This window comes from Salinicola endophyticus (assembly GCF_003206575.1).
Lineage (GTDB): Bacteria > Pseudomonadota > Gammaproteobacteria > Pseudomonadales > Halomonadaceae > Salinicola > Salinicola endophyticus.
This window is the reverse complement of the sequence record NZ_PZJO01000004.1, coordinates 632,657-652,810: the sequence shown is the minus strand read 5'-3', so window position 1 is coordinate 652,810 and position 20,154 is coordinate 632,657. Positions and strand designations below refer to the sequence as shown.

General features: G+C 63.8%; 17 protein-coding genes and 1 pseudogene. 3 read left to right on the top strand and 15 right to left on the bottom strand.

Annotated elements, in window-relative coordinates; translation table 11 throughout:
- Positions 1-519: 519 nt before the first annotated feature.
- The 4 genes from prpD to DOM66_RS12240 all read right to left on the bottom strand — a co-directional run bounded on the left by prpD (position 520) and on the right by DOM66_RS12240 (position 5,062).
- Positions 520-2,004, bottom strand: a complete 1,485-nt coding sequence (gene prpD / locus DOM66_RS12255; RefSeq protein ID WP_110690285.1) for a 2-methylcitrate dehydratase — start codon at positions 2,002-2,004, stop codon at positions 520-522.
- An 85-nt stretch (positions 2,005-2,089) separates the two neighbouring features.
- Entirely contained in the window at positions 2,090-3,211 is a 1,122-nt protein-coding gene (prpC, locus tag DOM66_RS12250) for a bifunctional 2-methylcitrate synthase/citrate synthase (protein ID WP_110690283.1), read from the bottom strand.
- Between the two features lie 93 nt (positions 3,212-3,304).
- On the bottom strand, positions 3,305-4,192 hold the full coding sequence (prpB, locus tag DOM66_RS12245; protein ID WP_110676142.1) for a methylisocitrate lyase: 888 nt from the start codon (positions 4,190-4,192) through the stop codon (positions 3,305-3,307).
- A gap of 108 nt (positions 4,193-4,300) precedes the next feature.
- Entirely contained in the window at positions 4,301-5,062 is a 762-nt protein-coding gene (locus tag DOM66_RS12240) for a GntR family transcriptional regulator (RefSeq protein WP_110676144.1), read from the bottom strand.
- A 424-nt stretch (positions 5,063-5,486) separates the two neighbouring features.
- Between DOM66_RS12240 and pabB the strand changes: the two genes are divergently transcribed.
- Positions 5,487-6,935 (top strand): aminodeoxychorismate synthase component I, encoded by a 1,449-nt coding sequence (gene pabB, locus DOM66_RS12235; protein ID WP_110690282.1) that lies wholly within the window; start codon positions 5,487-5,489, stop codon positions 6,933-6,935.
- Between the two features lie 175 nt (positions 6,936-7,110).
- Positions 7,111-7,731 (top strand): phosphoadenosine phosphosulfate reductase domain-containing protein, encoded by a 621-nt coding sequence (locus tag DOM66_RS12230; RefSeq protein WP_106420432.1) that lies wholly within the window; start codon positions 7,111-7,113, stop codon positions 7,729-7,731.
- A gap of 89 nt (positions 7,732-7,820) precedes the next feature.
- On the opposite strand, the gene cysB is transcribed toward DOM66_RS12230, so the two are convergent.
- Positions 7,821-8,789, bottom strand: a complete 969-nt coding sequence (cysB, locus tag DOM66_RS12225; RefSeq protein ID WP_110676148.1) for an HTH-type transcriptional regulator CysB — start codon at positions 8,787-8,789, stop codon at positions 7,821-7,823.
- A gap of 227 nt (positions 8,790-9,016) precedes the next feature.
- On the opposite strand from cysB, the pseudogene trxA reads away from it, so the two are divergent.
- Positions 9,017-9,355 (top strand): annotated as a pseudogene (trxA, locus tag DOM66_RS12220) (thioredoxin); the annotation flags it as partial.
- A gap of 123 nt (positions 9,356-9,478) precedes the next feature.
- On the opposite strand, the gene DOM66_RS12215 reads toward trxA, so the two are convergent.
- From DOM66_RS12215 to DOM66_RS12170, 10 genes are all read right to left on the bottom strand, one after another.
- The gene (locus DOM66_RS12215) at positions 9,479-10,588 is read right to left on the bottom strand and encodes an AI-2E family transporter (RefSeq protein WP_110676152.1); all 1,110 of its coding nucleotides are present in this window, start codon (positions 10,586-10,588) and stop codon (positions 9,479-9,481) included.
- Between the two features lie 210 nt (positions 10,589-10,798).
- A complete protein-coding gene (gene pstB / locus DOM66_RS12210; RefSeq protein ID WP_110690280.1) occupies positions 10,799-11,623 on the bottom strand; it encodes a phosphate ABC transporter ATP-binding protein PstB in 825 nt (274 codons plus the stop codon).
- Between the two features lie 20 nt (positions 11,624-11,643).
- Positions 11,644-12,495 carry a phosphate ABC transporter permease PstA gene (gene pstA, locus DOM66_RS12205; protein ID WP_232825235.1) on the bottom strand — a complete coding sequence of 284 codons (852 nt, stop codon included), beginning with the start codon at positions 12,493-12,495 and terminating at the stop codon, positions 11,644-11,646.
- A gap of 18 nt (positions 12,496-12,513) precedes the next feature.
- Positions 12,514-13,455 carry a phosphate ABC transporter permease subunit PstC gene (gene pstC / locus DOM66_RS12200; RefSeq protein ID WP_110690279.1) on the bottom strand — a complete coding sequence of 314 codons (942 nt, stop codon included), beginning with the start codon at positions 13,453-13,455 and terminating at the stop codon, positions 12,514-12,516.
- Positions 13,456-13,619: 164 nt separating this feature from the next.
- On the bottom strand, positions 13,620-14,660 hold the full coding sequence (gene pstS / locus DOM66_RS12195) for a phosphate ABC transporter substrate-binding protein PstS (RefSeq protein WP_110676158.1): 1,041 nt from the start codon (positions 14,658-14,660) through the stop codon (positions 13,620-13,622).
- A gap of 455 nt (positions 14,661-15,115) precedes the next feature.
- Entirely contained in the window at positions 15,116-16,321 is a 1,206-nt protein-coding gene (locus DOM66_RS12190) for a Bcr/CflA family multidrug efflux MFS transporter (RefSeq protein ID WP_110690278.1), read from the bottom strand.
- 310 nt (positions 16,322-16,631) lie between these two features.
- Positions 16,632-17,135: an STAS domain-containing protein gene (locus DOM66_RS12185; RefSeq protein WP_110676162.1), complete on the bottom strand. Its 504-nt coding sequence runs from the start codon at positions 17,133-17,135 to the stop codon at positions 16,632-16,634.
- Entirely contained in the window at positions 17,128-18,210 is a 1,083-nt protein-coding gene (locus tag DOM66_RS12180) for a PP2C family protein-serine/threonine phosphatase (protein ID WP_110676354.1), read from the bottom strand. Before DOM66_RS12180 ends, DOM66_RS12185 begins: the two co-directional genes overlap by 8 nt.
- Before the next feature lie 70 nt (positions 18,211-18,280).
- Complete coding sequence (locus tag DOM66_RS12175) at positions 18,281-19,027, bottom strand: MlaA family lipoprotein (protein ID WP_110676164.1); 747 nt, start codon at positions 19,025-19,027, stop codon at positions 18,281-18,283.
- Positions 19,027-20,151: a beta-ketoacyl-ACP synthase III gene (locus tag DOM66_RS12170; RefSeq protein ID WP_110690276.1), complete on the bottom strand. Its 1,125-nt coding sequence runs from the start codon at positions 20,149-20,151 to the stop codon at positions 19,027-19,029. Before DOM66_RS12170 ends, DOM66_RS12175 begins: the two co-directional genes overlap by 1 nt.
- Between the last annotated feature and the right edge of the window lie 3 nt (positions 20,152-20,154).

Sequence of the window (20,154 nt, the reverse complement as noted above, 5' to 3'; positions counted from 1 at the left end):
ACGAGTCGCTTGCCTCGATATGCTGTGACTGGCGTCACGCAAGACAAGCGCCCACATCAATTACCTGATCGGTTGTTAAAGAGCGTCCTTACTTGAAGCCGTCTCACTCGAGAGCGGAGACTTCTGCCGTGACCCGAAGTGATTCAAGTGCTTGTCAGCGCTTGCTTTCTGGGTCGCCGTAAGGAGAGGCGTATTTTAAGGATCTTGGCGAAGATGTCAACGTCTTTCTTGTCGATCTCTGCCCGATTCTCGTTGCTGCTGGAGAACCGATCCTGGAAAAGCGAGTGGCGTATTCTGCCGTTCTCATCGCCAGCTGTCAATCGATTTATTCAATCTTTTCAACAGCTTAGCTAGCTTTCCCACCAACCCCGAGAACCTGTCTCGGCGTCAGCGGTGTGTACTTTACGGCGCGTGGCGGCGCCTGACAACCCCTGGCGGCGAAAAATGTCGCCACCTTCATCAAGCTGTCATTGTTTCCCGGGAGACCGGGGCGTCGTCACGCCCCGGTAGACGGTGGCTTCAGATGACCCAGAGGTCCATGAAGGCGGCAACCGAGGTCGATTCCAGTGCCGACTGATCCTTGCACAAGTTGAATATGGTGTCGCAGCGCGCGGCCGGGAAGCGTGTGGCCAGATTGCGCTGAAACTTCTTCTCGAGCAGCGGGATTCCCGCCTCCCGCCGGCGACGATGACCGATCGGATATTCCACCGCCACCGGCTCGGTGTGCGAGCCATCCTTGAAGAAGACCTGAATGGCATTGGCGATGGAGCGTTTGTCCGCTTCCAGATACTCGCGGGTGTAGCGCGGCTCCTCCTGGATGGTCATCTTCTCGCGCAGCTCATCGATGATCGGATGCGCGCGGTGGAAGTCGTCCTCGTAGTGCTCGGCGATCAGATCACCGAACGCCAGCGGCACCGCGATCATGTACTGCAGACAGTGATCGCGGTCGGCCGGGTTGGCCAGCTCCCCCACCTTGGAGATGATGCGGATCGCCGATTCGTGAGTCGTGACGACGATACGGTCGATCTCATCGAGCCGGTCACGCACCTGCGGATGCAGCGTCACCGCAGCCTCGGCGGCGGTCTGGGCGTGGAACTCCGCTGGGAAGCTGATCTTGAACAGCACGTTCTCCATGACGTAGCTGCCATAGTCCTGGCTGACCTGGAAGCGCCGCTCCCCCTCGGGCTTGAGCGCCTGATCCTTGTTGGTCTTACTGAAAAGGACGTCGTAGAAGCCCCATTGCGGTGCCGAGAGCACGCTGGGTATGCCCATCTCTCCACGCATCGCGATATCGGCCAGACGTACGGCCCGCGAGGTCGCATCCCCCGCCGCCCAGCTCTTGCGTGAACCGGCATTGGGTGCATGACGATAGGTTCTAAGACTCTGGCCATCGACGAAGGCGTGCGACAGTGCCGACAGCAGTTGCTCGCGATCGGCCCCCATCAGCTTGGCCACCACCGCGGTAGAGGCCACCTTGACCAGCACCACGTGGTCGAGCCCGACACGATTGAACGAGTTCTCCAGCGCCAGTACGCCCTGAATCTCGTGCGCCATGATCATGGCTTCCAGCACGTCACGCATGGTCAGCGGTGTCTCTCCTCGCGCTAGGCGTGTCTGAGAGAGCGAATCCGCCACCGCCAGAATGCCGCCCAGATTGTCCGAGGGGTGCCCCCACTCCGCCGCCAGCCAGGTGTCGTTGTAGTCGAGCCAGCGGATGATGCAGCCGATATCCCATGCCGCCTTGACCGGGTCGAGCGTCAGCCGAGTCCCGGGTACCCGTGCCCCATTGGGCACCACCGTGCCTTCGACCAGCGGCCCCAGATGCTTGGTGCACTCGGGGAAGCGCAGCGCCAGCAGGCCACAACCCAGGGTATCCATCAGACAGTTGCGCGCGGTATCCAGCGCTTCGCGGCTCTCTACCCGGTAGTCGAGTACATAGTCCGCGATGGCCTGCAGTTCGGGATCGTAATCCGGGCGCTGGTTGAGATCGACATTGGCACTCATGCAGTGGCGTCCTCGTCAGAAGAGGGGGAAAGGGAAAGAGGGCGACGCCGACACGCCGCCTCGAAGATCCGTGGCAGGCAGCGTCTCAGCGCTGCTCGATGGGTACCCAGGCGCGCTTCTCGGGACCGACATAGTCGGCACTCGGGCGGATGATGCGGTTGTTGGCGCGCTGCTCGAAGATATGTGCACACCACCCGGTCAGCCGCGAGCAGACGAAGATGGGCGTGAACAGCTTGGTCGGGATGCCCATGAAGTGGTAAGCGCTGGCGTGGTAGAAGTCGGCATTGGGGAAGAGCTTCTTCTCCCGCCACATCACTTCGTCGACCCGCTCGGAGACCGCGTAGAGATGGGTATCGCCGACGTCTTCGGCGAGCTGACGCGCCCATGCCTGGATGATCGCGCTGCGCGGATCGAATTCACGGTAGATGGCATGGCCGAAACCCATGATCTTGTCCTTGCGCTCGAGCATACCGAGGATCTGACGCTCGGCCTCGTCGGGCGATGACCAGCGGCTGATCATCTCCATCGCGGCCTCGTTGGCGCCGCCGTGGAGCGGCCCGCGCAGCGAACCGATCGCGCCGGTGACGCAGCTGTGCAGATCGGAGAGCGTGGAAGCGCACACCCGCGCGGTGAAGGTCGAGGCATTGAACTCGTGCTCGGCATAGAGAATCAGCGAGACGTTCATCACCCGCGCATGCAGGTCGGAGGCAGGCTTGCCGTGCAGCAGGTGCAAGAAGTGTCCGCCCACCGAGGTATCGTCGGTCTCGGTCTCGATCCGCTCGCCGAAATGCGAATAGCGATACCAGTAGTTGAGCACCGAGGGCATTACCGCCAACAGACGGTCGGCGTGCGCTTGCTGCTCTTCGAGCCGCTGCTCGGTCTCGAGGTTGCCCAGCATCGAGGTGCCGGTGCGCAGCACGTCCATCGGGTGGGCATCGGAAGGAATCTGCTCCAGCACTTTCTTCAGCGCCTCGGGCAGCCCACGCGAACGTTGCAGCTGCGAGATGTAGCCGTCCAGTTCCTGGCGTGTCGGCAGTTCACCCTTGAGCAGCAAATAGGCGACCTCTTCGAAGCGCGCCTTCTCCGCCAGCTCCTGGATGTCGTAGCCGCGATAGGTCAGCCCCGAGCCACTCTTGCCCACCGTGCAGATTTCGGTGTTGCCGGCGCTCTGCCCGCGCAGCCCAGTACTCTTGATCGTTTCCGCCATGACACTCTCCCGCCGCTCGGCCGCGGCCCTCGTCTTGCGTGCGTGTGGGGAACGCTGCATCCATACCCGTGCGGACGCGGCGCGCTCATCGAGCTATTCGGTATTCCCTTTGTCGAACAGGGCATCGAGCTTGCGCTCATAGGTGTGGTAGTCGAGAAAGTCGTAAAGTTCCTCGCGGGTCTGCATCATGTCGACCACGTCGCGCTGATGCCCCTTGGCATGAATGTCCTGATAGACCTTGAGCGCCGCAGCGTTCATGGCGCGGAACGCCGACAGCGGATAGAGCACCAGACGACACCCCACCTCCCCCAGCTCCTGCTGGGTGAACAGCGGCGTGGCGCCGAATTCGGTGATATTGGCCAGAATCGGCGCATCGACGCCCTCACAGAAAGCGCGATAGTCATCCAGCGTGTGCACCGCCTCGGCGAAGATCGCATCTGCCCCCGCCTCGACGCAGGCGTTGGCACGCTCGACCGCTGCCGCCAGCCCCTCCTTCTGGAAGGCGTCGGTGCGCGCGATGAGATAGAACGCGGCGTCCTGACGCGCATCCACCGCCGACTTGATGCGGTCGACCATTTCGCCCTGGGAGACGATCTCCTTGTTGGGACGATGCCCACAGCGCTTCTGCGCCACCTGGTCCTCGAGATGCACCGCGGCAACGCCGGCCCGCTCCATCTCTTTGACGGTCCGGGCGATATTGAAAGCGCCGCCCCAGCCGGTGTCGATATCCACCAGCAGCGGGAGATCGCTGGCGCCGGTGATTCGCCGGGCGTCCTCGACGACGTCGTTGAGCGTCGTCATGCCCAGGTCGGGCAACCCGAACGAAGCATTGGCGACGCCGCCGCCGGACAGGTAGATCGCCTGATGCCCCACGGCCTGGGCCATCATGGCGCTATACGCGTTGATCGTCCCCACTACCGCCAGCGGGCGGTGGGCGTCGAGGGCGGCACGGAAACGTGCACCCGGCGTCAATTGCGACATCTCGCTCTCCTTCGTCATTGGCATCTCTATATCGATCCGGCTACTCGCTGCCCGTTATCCGCGACCCGCCATATTCCACCGCTCACCGCAGGCTATCCGACGTCCACGTCAACGACCGGGCCGGAGAGCCGACGTCGCCGTGGCATCAGCGGGCGCCGTCTTTTCCTGGTCCAGCGTCAGCGCATAGCTCGCCGCCACGTTCTCGCGGGAGGCGCTGACATGGCGCCGCATCAGCAGCTCGGAGAGTTCGGCATCCCCCGCTTCGATCGCATCGACGATGCGGTGGTGCTCGACGAAGGCGCGCTGCGGGCGCTTGCCGCTGGCGCTGAACTGGGTGCGATAGAGGCGCACCAGGTAGTAGAGGTCGTCACACAGGATCGTCATCAGCATGCGGTTGTGGCTGCCCTGTACGATCCGGTAGTGGAAATCGAGGTCGCCTTCGCGCTGGTAGTAGGCCTCACCGCTGGCCAGGTCGCCCTGCCGCTCGTGGACCGCCAGCACCTCGCGCAACCCCGCGATCTCTTCCGCTGTCATATGCTGGGCAGCAAGTCTCGCCGCCATACTCTCGAGCGCCTCGCGCACGTCGAACAGCTCCAGCAGCTCGTCCATCGACAGCTTGACCACCCGCGCCCCGACATGCGGCACGCGCTCGATCAGGCGATAGGTCTCGAGGCGGCGCATCGCTTCACGCAGAGGGCCGCGTGAAATGCCATAGCGCGACGAGAGCTCGGGCTCGGTGATGCGTGTCCCCGGGGGTAGCTCCCCGCGCACGATCGCCCGCTGCAGTTGATGAAACACCCGCTCGGCCAGCGTCCTGACTTCAGGCAGGTCGGTATCGCCCTGGGGTGTTGGTGAAATATCTTCAGCCATGTTGATTGTTAACAATTACCTGGAATAAGGATCATGGTAGGGAGAATTTCTGGCAAGGGCAATCAGAAACAGCCCATAGAAACACCACTTTAGTCGCAGGACAAGAAAGCGCCCAACAACCATTGTCTACAATCAAGCAGAAAATGCTATGTCCTCACTGTATCCAACACAGCACTACCCTAACGCCTCGCCATGATGCCCCCCACCACAGCGCCCCATCGGCTCCTCTACCACACTCTCACTGCCGCCGGTTGAGAGTGCCTATGGCGACACGCGGGTAATACGGCGGCGGCGAGCACACCGGGCGCGCCGGGTCTCGCTCATCCGTGCCGCGCCCGATACACTCGCGCCTAACCCTTCTTTTACCCGGGCTAGCGTCGCCCCCGCGAAGCACGCAAGCCCCAGAGCACCGAGTATCCCAGGCATGCCAGAGGCGCGACCCCGACTCGATATCACCGAGCTCCCCTACGCCAGCGACCCTGCCCACCACTTCGCCGCGCTGCGCCAGCGGCCGGGCGCCGTGCTGCTCGACAGCGGCCGCCCAGCCGCACCGGGTGGACGTTTCGACATTCTGACCAGCGATCCGCTCTACACCCTGAGCGTGGACGACGCCGGCGTGCATGGCGATGACAGCATGCCGCCCCTCTCCTCGGAGCCATTCGCAGCGCAGCGCGAGCTGCTCGCCCATGCCCTGAGGCATGACCTGCCCCAGATCCCGGACGCCCTCGCCAGCACCCTCGACGAGCTGCCGTTCATCGGCGGGCTGCTGGGCTACTGGAGCTACACCCTGGCGCGCGCCCATCAGCCCCAGAGCAACCCGCCCGAGCCACGCCCCGGCCCCGATCTGCCGCACGCCCGCCTGGGACTCTACGACTGGGCCCTGATCCAGGACCATCAGGCCCAGCGGAGCTGGCTGGTGGCCAGCCTCGAACGTCGCCGCCAGGTCGAACGCTGGCTCGCAACGCCCCCACCACAGGGAGAAGACATCGCACTGACGCAGCCATTCACCGGCGATATCGACCGCGCAGGCTACGGCGAGCGCTTCCGTCGTGTGATCGACTATCTCCACGCCGGCGACTGCTACCAGGTCAATCTTGCCCAGCGCTTCACCGCGCGCTTTCGCGGTGACACCTGGCACGCCTACCGCCGCCTGCGCCAGGCAACGCCCACGCCCTACGGCGGCTACCTGCGCTGGGACGACAAGGCGATCGCCTCGCTCTCCCCGGAGCGTTTCGTCAGGGTCACCGGCGGGCAGGTGGAAACACGCCCGATCAAGGGCACGCGGGCACGCGGCGAGACGCCGCAAGCCGATGCGGCACTGGCACAGGCGCTGCAAGAGAGCCCCAAGGATCGCGCCGAGAATGTGATGATCGTCGATCTGCTGCGCAACGATCTGGGACGAGTGTGCCGCTTCGGCAGCGTACATGTGCCGCACCTGTGCGCCCTGGAGAGCTACGCCAACGTCCACCATCTGGTCAGCGTGGTACGCGGCGAGCTGAGACCAGAAGCCAGCGCGCTGGATCTCCTGGCGGCCGCCTTCCCCGGCGGCTCGATCACCGGCGCCCCCAAGCGGCGGGCGATGCAGATCATCGACGAGCTCGAACCCAGCCAGCGCAGCGTCTACTGCGGCAGCCTCGGCTATGTCGACCGCCGCGGACATCTGGACACCTCGATCGCCATCCGCACCCTGGTGGCGGATGGCGACACGCTGCACTTATGGGGCGGCGGCGGTGTGGTGGCGGACTCCGACGAGGAGGAGGAGTACCGCGAGACACTGGCCAAGATCGGGCGCCTGATGGCCGCCCTGGGGCCCGCGTGCGACGACTGCACAGCCCCCCCGACCGGGGGTAGCCGAGGGCCCGCAGCTCAATAACCAAAACATCTAGATGTGCACGCACATATGGCAAAAGCGTTATATATCGTTCTAACCAAACGGTATTGGTCAATGCAAAACCCGCGTTGCTAGAGTGCCAGCATTCGTTTTACCTCTTTTATATACCCCGTGCGGCGCCGCTCGAGCGACCGGCCCGCCGGCCCAGGAGCTTGCCATGGCATTGGACCTCGACGCCCTCAACCGCGATATCGGCCACGACCCGCTGGCGATCACCGAATTCGCACTGGGTCTGGATCAGACTGCGATCTGCACCACCAATTTCCGCCCCTTCGAGGCGGTCATCCTGCATCTGGTCACCCGGGTGCGACCCGACATCCCGGTCGTGTGGATGGACAGCGGCTATAACACCCCGGCGACCTATCGCTTCGCCGACGAGCTGACCCGTCTGCTCGACCTCAATCTGAGCATCTATCACCCGCGTCGCTCGCGCGCCCACCGCGAGTCGCTCGAAGGGCCGATGCCGACCATCGACGATCCTGGCCATGCCGCCTTCACCGAGGAGGTCAAGCTCGAACCCTTCCGCCGCGCGCTCGCGGAAGCCGCGCCCGACGTCTGGTTCACCGCCCTGCGCGCCGAAGACACCCCGGAGCGTTCGCGCATGCAGCCGCTCTCGCGTAACGCCGATGGCCTGCTCAAGGTAGCCCCGGTGCTGCACTGGAACGCCAAGCAGATGTATCAATACCTGCAGGCGCACGACCTGCCCAACAACTTCGACTACTTCGACCCGACCAAGGTGGAAGACAAGCGTGAGTGCGGGCTGCACCTGCAGCATTGAGTGTCGGTGCCACCCACGGCACCCCTGCCCCAAACGACGGAGCCCGCCGAATGGCGGGCTCCTGCTATGCGTGCTGTGGGTCTTGGTGCCTAGAGCACCGGCAGCTCCACATCCCTGAACAGCTCCCCCTCATGGCGAGGCCCCGCCGCCAGCGCCGCCTCGACGGTGTCGCGGTCGAGATGCGGCGCCAGACGCTTGACGAAGTCGTACATGTAACTGCGCATGAAGGTGCCGCGGCGGATGCCGATCTTGGTGGTCGAACTCTCGAACAGATGCGAAGCGTCCACCGCGACCAGATCGGCATCGGCCTCCGGGTCGACCGCCATATGGGCGACGATGCCGACCCCCAGCCCCAGCCGCACATAGGTCTTGATCACATCCGAGTCGGCTGCCGTCAGTACCACGTTGGGCGTCAGGCCCCGGGACTTGAAAGCGTCGTCGAGCTGGGAGCGCCCGGTGAAGCCGAACACATAGGTGACCAGCGGATGCTCCGCCACGCGCTCCAGAGTCAGCTCACCACTCGCCAGCGGGTGATCCTTGGGCATCAGCACGCAGCGATTCCAGCGATAGCAGGGCAGCAGCACCAGATCGTTGAAGAGCTCGAGGGACTCGGTGCAGATAGCGAAGTCCGCCGTCCCCTCACTGACCATCTGCGCAATCTGCTTGGGCGTACCCTGCTGCATGTGCAACGCCACGTCAGGATACTGCTGGCGGAACTCGCCGATCACCCCGGGCAGCACGTAGCGCGCCTGGGTATGGGTGGTGGCGATGGCCAGACTGCCGCGGCGTTCGTCGCTGTGCTCCTGGGCCACATGCTTGATATCGTCGACCGTCCGCAGCACCTTGCCGGCGAGTTCGACGATCGCCTCCCCCGCCGGCGTTACCCGGGTCAGGTGCTTGCCGCTGCGCGCGAATATCTCGACACCGAGTTCGTCTTCCAGCAGCCGGATCTGCTTGGAGATCCCCGGCTGCGAGGTGAACAGACTCTGTGCCGTGGCCGACACATTGAGCTGGTGGCGCGTCACTTCCCAGATGTAGCGCAGTTGCTGGAGCTTCATGAGCGACCTCGTGACGATGCGTAACGCACAATGGCATAAGAAAATGGTTTGCGATTACTTTACGCTATAAGTGACGAGGGGTGAAGCGGCGATCGCACACGTTTTTCGGGCATGAAAAACGAAGCTTTAATAACCTGACGCTATCGATGCCATAACCACGGCGATTTGCCAGCACCCTGGCCAAGGGCTAACATCGCACCCATACGCTCTCTCGCGAGCGCAATGTCTACAGGAGTTACCGCATGTCCAACAACGTCGATGTCACCACCGCGAATTTCGAACAGGAAGTGCTCCAGTCCGACAAGCCGGTACTGCTGAAGTTCTGGGCCCCGTGGTGCGGCCCGTGCAAGATGATGGCCCCGGTGGTCGATGAGGTGGCCGATGAGAAGGCCGACGACATCAAGGTGGTCAGCGTCAACGTCGACGATGCCCCGGAGATCGCCTCCGAACATGGTGTGCGCGGCGTGCCCACGGTGATGCTGTTCAAGTCCGGCGCCAAGGTCGCTTCGCTGGTCGGCGCACAGTCCAAGTCGCAGCTGACCCAGTTCATCGAGCAGAACGGCTGATCCCCAGCCAGCACCAGCCGTGCTGGATAGAAAGCAGCAGCGCTGGATGAAAATCAGCAGCGCTCGACAAAAAGCCGCCCTCCCCGGGGCGGCTTTTTGGTTGTCCGTACGTCTCGTCAAAGACTAGGGATCGAGCTCCTCCTCTAGCTCATCCAGCGCCTGCTGGGTCTTGCGCAGCCGCCGCCGGCGGCGCTCGGAAGGCCCCAGCATCTTGGCGATCCAGCGCGTCTCGGGATGGCTGTCCAGCGCGATCTTCAGCGTCATCGTCAGCGGCACCGAGAGCAGCATCCCCACTGGCCCCAGAATCCAGCCCCATACCACTAGCGAAAGGAAGGCGACCAGCGTCGACAGCCCCATGGTGCGCCCCATGACCCGCGGCTCGACCAGGTTGCCGAGAACGAAGTTGATCGCCAGATAGGCGCCCGAGAGCGTGAGCGCCTCGACCATGCCACCGCCGGGCGTCGCCAGGGTCAGCAGCACCGGCGGCACTGCAGCGATCACCGAGCCGATGTTGGGGATGTAGTTGAGAATGAAGGCCAGCGAGCCCCACAACAGTGCGAACTCGACCCCCACCAGCCAGGACGCCAGTGTCACCAGTGCCCCGGTGATCAGGCTGACCACCGTCTTGACCGCCATGTAGCGCTTGAGGTTGTAGCTGAACTCGGTGAAGCGCTCCAGACTGGGCCCCGGATTGGCCAGCGCACGCGCCACCTTCTGGCGGAAGTCGAGCGTCTCGAACAGCATGAAGTTGACCATCAGCAGAATCACCAGGCTCTGCGACAGCACCACCCCCAGCCCGCTCAGAAAGGCCGAGATCCAGCCCTGATCCTGGGAGTCGTCGATCATACTGGAGAGCTCCCGCGGCGAGACCGACATCCCCTGGTGCGCCAGCCACTCAAGCAGATTCAGATAGTGCCCCTGCAGCTCCTGCTGCATCTCGGGCCAGCGCTCCATGAACATGGCGACACTGTTGCCCAGCAGCGTGCCGAACAGTGCCAGCAATCCGCCCAGGATCAGCAGCGTGATCAGCACCGCGGCGTAGGAATTCATGCCGCGGCGATAGAGCCAGTGCACCGGCGAAGCGCAGATCACGGCTATGAAGATCGACAGCAATATGGGAATGATCAGCGCCTCGGCCGCGCGCAGGCCCGACACGATGATCGTCAGTGATGCCAGTGTCAGCATCAGATGAAAGGGTATGTTGCGAAACGCCGGTTCCTGCCCTGGCGACATGGTCAGCCCATCCTTGTGGCACGTCCTGTGTCGCCAGACACTACCACGAACCGTCGTGGCGTTCGCTGACTCAGGTCAACTCTCGGGCCCGACCTCGAGAACGACCTCGGGTACCGCTGCCACAGGCCGAAGGGAGCTACGACCGCGAGGACCAGAAACGCAAGCGCCCCGGCCGCAGACGACCGGGGCGCAAGGCCATGCCAGCGAGGTTTAGCCGTAACGGCCGGTGATGTAGTCCTCGGTGCGGCTCTCCTTGGGCTGGGTGAAGATCTTGGTGGTATCGTCGCACTCGATCAGGCTACCCAGATACATGAAGGCGGTGATATCGGAAATTCGCGCCGCCTGCTGCATGTTGTGGGTCACGATGACGATCGTGTAGTCCTTCTTGAGCTCGTTGATCAGATCCTCGATATAACCGGTGGAGATCGGATCGAGGGCGGAGGTCGGCTCGTCGAGCAGGATCACCTCCGGCTTCACCGCGATGGTGCGCGCAATGCACAGACGCTGCTGCTGACCACCGGAGAGCGCCTGACCGCTCTGCTTGAGCTTGTCCTTGACCTCCTCCCACAGTGCCGCCTTGCGCAGCGCCCACTCGACCCGCTCCTCCAGTTCGCGCTGGGAAAGCTTCTCGTAGAGACGAATCCCGAAGGCGACATTGTCGAACACCGTCATCGGGAACGGCGTCGGCTTCTGGAACACCATGCCGATGCGCGCACGCAGCAGGTTCAGGTCGACCCCGGAGCCATAGATGTCGTGGCTGTCGAGCAGAATCTGTCCCTCGGTGCGGATTCCCTCGTAGAGATCGTGGATCCGGTTGAAGCAGCGGATCAGGGTCGACTTGCCGCACCCGGAGGGACCGATGAACGCCGTCACCTGGCGCTCGGGGATCTCCATGGTGATGTCCTTGAGCGCCTGAAACTGGCCGTAGTAGAGGTTCAGGTCCTTGACACGAAGCTTGGACGCGGCCCGTGCCTGGGACGCATTCGGCGCCTCGGCAGCGTTCGGGTTGGCGTTTAGATTGAAATCGACGGTCATGGCAGTCTCTTAGCGGAAAGTCAGGAGCGTTGACGCGAGAAGTAACGCGCCGCGATGTTGAGAATCAGAATGGCGGCCGTCAGTATCAGTGCCCCACCCCAGGCCAGCGATACCAAATCGGGAATGAAAGCGTTGATCGTCATGTTCTGGTAGATGGTCATCGGCAGGTTGGCCATCTCGTTGTCGAGATTGAAGAAGTTCCACTGGTTGGAGTTCAGCGAGGTGAACAGCAGCGGCGCCGTCTCGCCGCTGATACGCGCGAACCCGAGCAGGATACCGGTCAGGATACCGGCACGTGCGCCGCTGTAGCAGACGCGCACGATGATCCACCAGCGGTGGGCACCCAACGCCGCTGCCGCCTCGCGCAGCGAATTGGGAATCAGGCGCAGCATGTCCTCGGTGGACCGGATCACCACCGGCACGATGATCACCGTGAGCGACAGCACCCCAGCCCAGCCGGAGAAGCTGCCCATGGGCACCACCACCACCGCGTAGATGAACAGGCCGATGATGATCGAGGGTGCCGACAGCAGGATATCGTTGATGAAGCGGATCACCTTGGGCAGCAGGCCCTTGTTGCCGTACTCCGCCAGCCAGGTACCCGCGGCCACGCCGATCACGGTGCCCAGGATGGTGGCCAGCGAGGTCATCATGAAGGTGCCCCAGATCGCGTTGCCCAGGCCGCCACCATTCATGCGTGTCCGTTCGATGAAGATCGACGGCGAGATCGCGCCGAGCCCCTTGGTCACCAGGGTCAGAATGATCGCGAACAGGAACACGAACCCGATCAGGGTGGCGCCGATACAGGCGGCCATGACCAGTCGGTTGAGCAGCTTGCGCCGGCGATAGAGCGGCGTCATTTGGGTCTGCATCGTCTCTCTCCTCTCGGCTCAGGCGTGGCGACCGGTGCTGTTGCGCAGCAGATAGCGCGCGAACGCCAGCACGGCGAAGGTGATCAGGAACAGAATCAGGCCCAGCGCCAGCAGCGCCGAGCGCTGGGTACCGTCCGACTCGGAGAACTGGTTGGCGATCAGGGCCGCGATCGAGGTGCCCTGTCCCGTGAGCGTGGGGTTCAGGAACAGGTTGTTGCCGATCACGAAGGTCACTGCCATGGTCTCGCCCAGGGCCCGTCCCAGCCCGAGCACCACACCCCCCACCAGGCCACGCTTGACCGAAGGCAGGATGACCCGGCGGGCGACTTCCCAAGTGGTGCAGCCGAGGCCGTAGGCGGATTCACGCATCACCGCCGGCACCGTATTGATGACGTCGCGACTCACTGCCGTGATGAACGGGATGATCATCACCGCCAGAATGATACCGGCCGTGGCCAGTCCGGTCCCGGCAGGAAATACCGAGGGGAACCAGGTGCGCAGCAGTGGGGCCATCACTTCCATCCCCCACATGCCGTAAATGATCGAAGGAATACCGGCCAGCAGCTCGATCAGCGTACTGAGGGGCTGGCGCAGCACGTTCGGACAGAGTTCGGTCAGGAAGATGGCGATGCCGAATGAGATGGGAACCGCGATGACGATCGCGATGAAGGAGGTCAGCAGGGTTCCGTAGATGGCGGGCAAGGCGCCGAACACTTCGACGTTGGCCGCCCAGCGATTCTCGGTGAAGAACTCCAGACCGTAGCGCTCGAGCGCCGGCCAGCTGGAAGCGATCAGTGAGGCGATGATCGCCCCGAGTAGCAGCAGCACCGCGAAGGCGAAGGCGAACAGTACGCGCTCGAACCATACATCGATGCGCGCCTTGCGCTGGAGCCGCTTACGGGTGGCCTCGCTCAGTCCGCCCAGACCGCCGCCGGTTTGAATCGCTTGGGGGGTGGCCATGTCAGTTCCTCGTCGGCTTGCCACGCTGCCGCCGGAGGTAGCGGCAGTACTGTGTCTTTGCATGCGCGTTGGTTGCTAACGCGCTTGTTGCATGGATGCTCGTTCGATACACGATCGCGACGGGAGCAGCGGACCACTCGCCGTCGCGATCGGGACTCAAGGGATTACTGCTTCCAGACGGCCTCGCCGTTCGGACCCTTGATCTCGCTCCAGCTCTCACGAACCATGTCGGCCACGTTCTTCGGCATCGGCACGTAGTCGAGCTCCTTGGCCATCTTGTCGCCGTTGCTGTAGGCCCAGTCGAAGAACTCCAGCGCCTGGCGTGCGGCATCCACGTTCTGCACCTGCTTGTGCATCAGGATGAAAGAGGCACCGGTGATCGGCCAGCTGTTGTCGCCCGGCTGGTTGGTCAGCACCAGGTACATGCCCGGCGCGTTCTTCCAGTCGGCGTTGGCGGCAGCGGCCATGAACGAATCCATGTCGGGTGCCACGGTCTTGCCGGCCTTGTTCTTCAGGTGCACCAGGTGCAGGTCGTTCTGGGCAGCGTAGGCGAACTCGACGTAGCCGATAGCGCCATTGGTGTTGGCGATCTGGCTGGCGACGCCAGCGTTGGCCTTGGCACCGACGCCCGCCGGCCATGCCACCGACTTGCCCTCACCCACGGTATTGGCGAAGTCCTGGCTGACCTGCGACAGGTAGTGGGTGAACAGGAAGTTGGTACCCGACCCTTCGGCACGGTAGACCGGGGTGATCTTGGTGTCGGGCAGTTCCATGTCCGGATTCAGCTTGGCGATGGCTTCGTCGTTCCAGCGGCTGATCTTGCCCTGGTAGATGTCGGCCAGCGTCTTGCCGTCCAGATTGATCGCACCGTCGATGCCATCGACGTGGAAAGCCGCGACCACACCGCCCATGACCATCGGCCACTGCAGCAGGCCGTTCTTGTCCAGCTCTTCCTTGGTCATCGGCGCATCGCTGGCCCCGAAGGTCACGGTCTTGGCGGTGATCTGCTGAATGCCGCCGCCGGAACCGATGGCCTGGTAGTTGAGGCCAACGCCGGACTTGTCCTGATAGGCATCCGCCCACTGGGAGTAGACCGGATACGGGAAGGTCGCGCCGGCGCCAGTAATGGCTTCCTGGGCCTGGGCAGCGGCGGCGCCCAGAATCAGGGACCCGGAAACGAGCGTAGCGAAGACATGTTTGAGCATAGCGATATCCTGTTTCCACCTTGGATGGATGCGTGTGCGATAACGACGTTGCGAAGGTTGTCAGCACTCTCAGGACGCCACGTTACGTCGGATGCGTGACACTTTTATGACAGCCCTGTCATCGTTCTGAAAAGTGACATTCGGCGACATCGGTGCGTCAGGAGCACGAAAAACCACCGTACGACCGCAGCCCGCTGGCGATCGCCGATGGTCTAGAGAGCAGCCTCGCCTACCGGCTGCAACCTTCGCGGCACCCACACTGCCAACCCTAGATGACAACAGGATGACAAGCGTCAGGCCACGTAACTGCTTGCACGTATTGGGTAAACAGCGTTGGAGGCGAGAAAGATCGGCCACGCAGGCGTGGCCGAACGGTCTGGGGAGGGAGGATCAGGGACGGGATGATGAACGATCCGCCGCCAAGGCACAGGGCGACAGCCGGCACCAACTGCCTTTCAGGCGGCGGGCGACGACGCTCGCTTGAGTGCTGGGCCCGACAGCACGCGAACGCCGATGTTACCCAGCAGGGTCGCACCGAGCATGGTCAACACCGTGGGCCAGGCGCTGGCCAGTTCGAAAGCTCCGACCAGCGCCCCCGCGACCGCCCCGCAGGTGAACTGCAGGCAGCCCTGAAGCGCCGTCGCGGTAGCACTCATGCGCGGAAAATGATCGAGCATCGATGACATGGCGTTGGGACTGATCAGCCCCTGCATGCCGACGAACACCACCATCAGCGGCGCCACGCTGTAGATCGAATCCAGCCCCGAGGCGACCAGCGCCACCAGACCGATGCCCGCACTCAACTGCACGCCGAGCCCCAGCAGCAGGTTCTGCTGCGGCGTGCGGCGCTTGAGCAGACGAATGTTGAGCCGGCTGGAGGAGGCCATGATCAGAATGTTGGCACCGAACACGAAGGGATAGAGCGTGGTCGAAAGCCCGTAGTGCTCCATATAGAGATAAGGCGAGCCGGTGATGAAGGCGAACATCCCGGCGAATGACATCGATACCGCACCGATATAGCCCATCGCCTCACGATGACGCAGCACGCTGCGGTAGTTGCCCAGGATCTGCCCCACCGAGGGCGCCTCGGGATCACGCCCGTGGGTCTCGGGCAGAAAGCGTCCCAGCAGCCACAGCACGAAGGCCGCATAGAGTGCCAGGAACAGAAAGATCAGCCACCAATCGGCCAGGTGCAGCAGCGCGCTGCCCAGGGCCGGCGCCACCAGCGGCGCCATCATCAGAATCATCACCATGGTCGACATCACCTTGGCCGCCTCGCGCCCGCTGAAGCGGTCACGCACGATCGCCGCGGAGTTGACCACGCAGGCGCCTCCTCCCAGGGCCTGGACGAAGCGCCAGCCCCACAGCGTGGCCAGCGAGCCGACCTGGGTCAGCGCCAGGCTGGCGAGCAGGAAGACCCCCAACCCCGCCATCAGCACCGGCTTGCGGCCGAACCGGTCGGAGAGCGGCCCGCATACCAGCTGCCCCAGGGCAAAGCCGAGCAGGAACACGCTCAGCGATAGCTCGGTATGGTGAACACTGGCGCCGACAGAGGCCGCCAGCGCCGGCATAGCGGGCAGATAGGCATCGATCGCCAGCGGTGCCAGGGCAGTATTGGCGGCCACCAGCAGCGCCAGACGACGCGCGCTCAGCGGCGTCACGTTAGACTCCTCGACAACACGACTTCCTCCTTGCGGCGAGCGGATGAGAGACACACGACCGCGGGCGGCGGTAGCGCCAAGCCAGCCATTGCGGCCAACGGCCAGCGATGCCGCTGGCACGGTCGATGACGACACCTGAAGATGACGGCGACTGCCGCCGGGCCCCGGCCGGAATGCCGGAGCGATGATCACGCTCACCCGAGACGGGGTCGCGGGGGCGCAGGAAGAGAGACACGGTCAGCATCCCTGCCAGGCCAGTGACACCGGCGCAGGCGCGCGCGACAGCCCCGAGCCCCGCGGACTCACCGAGTCAGTGAGGGGAAGCCTTGGCGTGCTGGGACTCGAGCAGCTCGATCAGCGGCTGGAACTCGTGCCGATTGTGCTCGCTCATGTGCATGAGAATACGATGGGCCTCGAGAATGCGCTGCTGAATGGCTTTCTCGTCAGCCTCGACATGGGGCAGCTCGGCGAGCTCGGCCGGCTCGGTGAGCGGCGCCTCCACCAGGGTGAAGTAGCGCGCGAAGCCCATCACGTCCAGCATGCGCCGGACGTCGGGATGCTCGGCCACGATCGTCGGCGGCTGCTCCAGCCGCCCGCGCACCGCCAGTGCCACCTTGGCCAGGAAGCCCAGGGCGGTAGAGTCGACGTTGGTCGCTTCACGCAGATCGATCATGACCGCACGCAGGCCCGGCAGATCCGCCAGCCGCTGCGCCTCGGCATCGAGCGTCGCGCACAGCGTCAAGCGGACGTCGCCGCAGAGCTTGAGCACGAATACGCCCGAGTCGAAGGCCGCCTTGATTCGCCCTTCAATCATGCTCGAAACCACTCAGTGTCATCATGCTGAGATCATCCGGCAGTTGATCTCCCAGCGCCAATCCATCCTTCAGATCATCGACGCGGGTACAACGTGTCACGCGACGCTCGAGTTCCTTGAGCCGCGCATCCAGTGAAGCCGCCGGCAGGCACTCCAGCACACCGTCGGAACAGAACCAGAGCTGGAATCGCTCGGGTAGCGGACAACCATAGATGGGGTACTCGACATCCGGAAACAACCCCACCGGCGGCCCTTCTCCGCCCAGGTAGCTCGCCCCTTCCTCGCTGACGAGGATCGGCATGGGCAGCTGAGCGCCGAGCGCATAGTGCAGAAAATGGCGCTCATGGTCCAGTACCCCGGCAAAGATCGTCGCGTGCTTGCCGATACCGGTCTCCAGCAGCTCGCGATTGAGCTCACCCAGCCAGCGCGAGGGAAACGCCTCCGGCAGCAGCGTGCGCCACTGTGACAGCCAACGGTTGCAGAGATACTTCAGCAGGACGGTGACGAATGCCGAGGAGGCACCGTGTCCGGCGACGTCGGCAAAATAGAAGAAACTGTAGCGCTCGTCGCAGCGCTGAAAATCGAGAAAATCCCCGGAGAGATAGAGCGAAGGCGCAAACCAGTAGTCGCAGCGCACGCCGCGGTGGGTCATACCCGGTGGCGGCAGCAGCTTGCGCTGCACGTGACCACCGGCGCGCTGATCCTCGCGCAGGATCTCCAGATGCTGCTCGAGACGGTCGTTGAGCGACTGAAGCTCTGCCCGGCTCTCGGCGTGGGCGCGCGCCAGGCGGTCGAGATCGAGTGCTCGGCACACCAGCCGGCGCAGAATGTCGGCATGCGCCAGCGGCTCGACCAGATAGTCGATCAGCCCGGCATCCATCGCCTTGTGCAGATCGCCGTCGCGGCGACTCTCGCTGACCACGATGGTCGGCTGCCCCTGGCTCAGGAGCTGCCAGCCGTCGTGCGAGACCGCACGCACGTGCGCCACGATCAGATCGCAGGCGCCCGGCAGCGCCGCCAGGGAGTGCGCTGCCACCACGCGCACGCCAAGGCGGGCGATCTCGCCCACCAGCATCTCGCGCTCCCGTCCCTGCAGGTCGATCACGCCGATCACGGGCTCATCGCTCAACGTTTTGGACACGAGGTCACTCGGCGAAGTCGTCTTCGCTGTATTTGAAATCGTTGCCGAAGTCACCGTTGGCGAACGGGTCCTTGCCCGCCTTGCCGTTGCTGATCAGAAACTGACGCCGCTGCAGGTAGGCATCGCGGATGAAGCTGTAGCGATCGCCCTGAATCAGCGACTCCTGATCGAGCAGACTCGCGCGCAGGTCGACGTAGCGCAGGAAGGTCAGACCGTAGCGCACCTTGTCATCTTCGACGTAGGTCACCGGATAGGTGTAGATGTCGAGCGGCAGACCGCTGGTATCGCGCACCGTACTCGGACCGAGCACGGGCAGCACCAGATAGGGGCCGGAATCGACACCCCACACGGCCAGCGTCTGACCGAAGTCCTCCTCGTTCTCGTCGAGCCCCATGCGCGTGGCCGGATCGAGCAGACCACCGACACCCAGGATGGTGTTGATGACGAAGCGGCCCGACGCCGTCCCGGCATTGCCCCACTCCCACTGCAGCACGCTGTTGAACGCGGTGCGGATCTCGCCGAGGTTGGAGAAGAAGTTGCCGACGCTGTCGCGCACGGGTTCGGGGGTTACCGCCTTGTAGCCCTGAGCGACCGGCTTGAGCGCATAGCGGTCGAGCGTGTCGTTGAACTGATAGACGCCACGGTTGAACCCTTCCCACGGATCCTGTGGGTTGCTGTTCTCACCGCTGGAGGCACAGCCCCCCAGCGCCAAAGCGACAGCGGCGCCGCTCAGCCAATGGATCGATTTCATCAACACGCATTCCCTTTACGCAGTATGACACTGCCCGCACTGTAGCCCGCGCCGAACGAACACACCACCCCCACATCGCCCTCCTCGAGGTCGTCACGATGCAGATGCAGGGCGATGATCGAGCCGGCCGAGCTGGTATTGGCGTAGCGATCGAGGATGATCGGCGCCTCATGCTCGCTCACCTCGCGTCCCAGCACCCTACGCGCGATCAGATCGTTCATGTGGCGGTTGGCCTGGTGCAACCACAGCCGGGTGACCGACTCGCCGGTGAGAGATTGACTCTCCAGATGCTCGAGGATCAGCTCCGCCACCATCGGGCAAACCTCCTTGAACACCTTGCGCCCCTCCTGCACGAACAGCTTGTCATCGGCGCTGCTGTCAGCCAGCCGGTTGAGGAAGCCGAAGTTATTGCGGATGGCGTTGGAGAAGCGCGTGGTCAGACGCGTGCCGAGCACGGTGAAGTGCTCGCGCTCGCGAGCCAGATGGTCCGCCTCCAGGAGCACCGCGGTGCAGGCATCGCCGAAGATGAAGTGGCTATCGCGATCGCGGAAATCGAGATGCGCCGAGCAGATCTCGGGATTGACCACCAGCACCCGCTCGAGGCTCCCGGCGCGAATGGCATTGGTCGCCATGTCGATGGCGAAGGTGGCGCTGGAGCAGGCCACATTCATGTCGAAGGCATAGCCACCGGCCCCCAGTGCCGCCTGCAGCTCGACCGCCACCGCCGGATAAGGGCGCTGCAGATTGGAGCAGGCGACGATGATCAGATCGAGCTGATCGGCGCGGATGTCGGCCTGCTCGAGCGCCTGGCGCGCCGCCGCCAGGCCCATCTCGGCCTGCAGCGAGAGCGCCGCGTTGTCGCGCTCCTCGATCCGCGGGCGCATTCGCGCGGGATCGAGGATACCGCTCGCCTCCATGACGTAGCGGCTCTCGATGCCCGACGCCTTGAGAATGAACGCCTCGCTGGAGTGGGCCAGCGGCTCGCGCTCGCCGCGGGCGATGGCCTCGGCGTGGCGGGCGTTCTCGGCATCCACCCAGGTGTTGAAACTGGCGACCAGCGCCGCGTTGTCGATCGACTCCGGCGGCGTGAACAGGCCCGTCGCCGTAATGACGGCTTGCGTCATGAC

What these genes read in the sequence shown, in the direction of transcription:
- cysB (WP_110676148.1), bottom strand. Translation starts at nt 8,789, where the DNA reads ATGAAGCTCCAGCAACTGCGCTACATCTGGGAAGTGACGCGCCACCAG.
- DOM66_RS12175 (WP_110676164.1), bottom strand. Translation starts at nt 19,027, where the DNA reads ATGAAATCGATCCATTGGCTGAGCGGCGCCGCTGTCGCTTTGGCGCTG.
- DOM66_RS12180 (WP_110676354.1), bottom strand. Translation starts at nt 18,210, where the DNA reads ATGCTGGTGGGCGAGATCGCCCGCCTTGGCGTGCGCGTGGTGGCAGCG.
- DOM66_RS12215 (WP_110676152.1), bottom strand. Translation starts at nt 10,588, where the DNA reads ATGTCGCCAGGGCAGGAACCGGCGTTTCGCAACATACCCTTTCATCTG.
- prpC (WP_110690283.1), bottom strand. Translation starts at nt 3,211, where the DNA reads ATGGCGGAAACGATCAAGAGTACTGGGCTGCGCGGGCAGAGCGCCGGC.
- pstS (WP_110676158.1), bottom strand. Translation starts at nt 14,660, where the DNA reads ATGCTCAAACATGTCTTCGCTACGCTCGTTTCCGGGTCCCTGATTCTG.
- DOM66_RS12230 (WP_106420432.1), top strand. Translation starts at nt 7,111, where the DNA reads ATGGCATTGGACCTCGACGCCCTCAACCGCGATATCGGCCACGACCCG.
- pstA (WP_232825235.1), bottom strand. Translation starts at nt 12,495, where the DNA reads ATGCAGACCCAAATGACGCCGCTCTATCGCCGGCGCAAGCTGCTCAAC.
- pstC (WP_110690279.1), bottom strand. Translation starts at nt 13,455, where the DNA reads ATGGCCACCCCCCAAGCGATTCAAACCGGCGGCGGTCTGGGCGGACTG.
- DOM66_RS12185 (WP_110676162.1), bottom strand. Translation starts at nt 17,135, where the DNA reads ATGATTGAAGGGCGAATCAAGGCGGCCTTCGACTCGGGCGTATTCGTG.
- pstB (WP_110690280.1), bottom strand. Translation starts at nt 11,623, where the DNA reads ATGACCGTCGATTTCAATCTAAACGCCAACCCGAACGCTGCCGAGGCG.
- prpD (WP_110690285.1), bottom strand. Translation starts at nt 2,004, where the DNA reads ATGAGTGCCAATGTCGATCTCAACCAGCGCCCGGATTACGATCCCGAA.
- pabB (WP_110690282.1), top strand. Translation starts at nt 5,487, where the DNA reads ATGCCAGAGGCGCGACCCCGACTCGATATCACCGAGCTCCCCTACGCC.
- DOM66_RS12170 (WP_110690276.1), bottom strand. Translation starts at nt 20,151, where the DNA reads ATGACGCAAGCCGTCATTACGGCGACGGGCCTGTTCACGCCGCCGGAG.
- DOM66_RS12240 (WP_110676144.1), bottom strand. Translation starts at nt 5,062, where the DNA reads ATGGCTGAAGATATTTCACCAACACCCCAGGGCGATACCGACCTGCCT.
- prpB (WP_110676142.1), bottom strand. Translation starts at nt 4,192, where the DNA reads ATGTCGCAATTGACGCCGGGTGCACGTTTCCGTGCCGCCCTCGACGCC.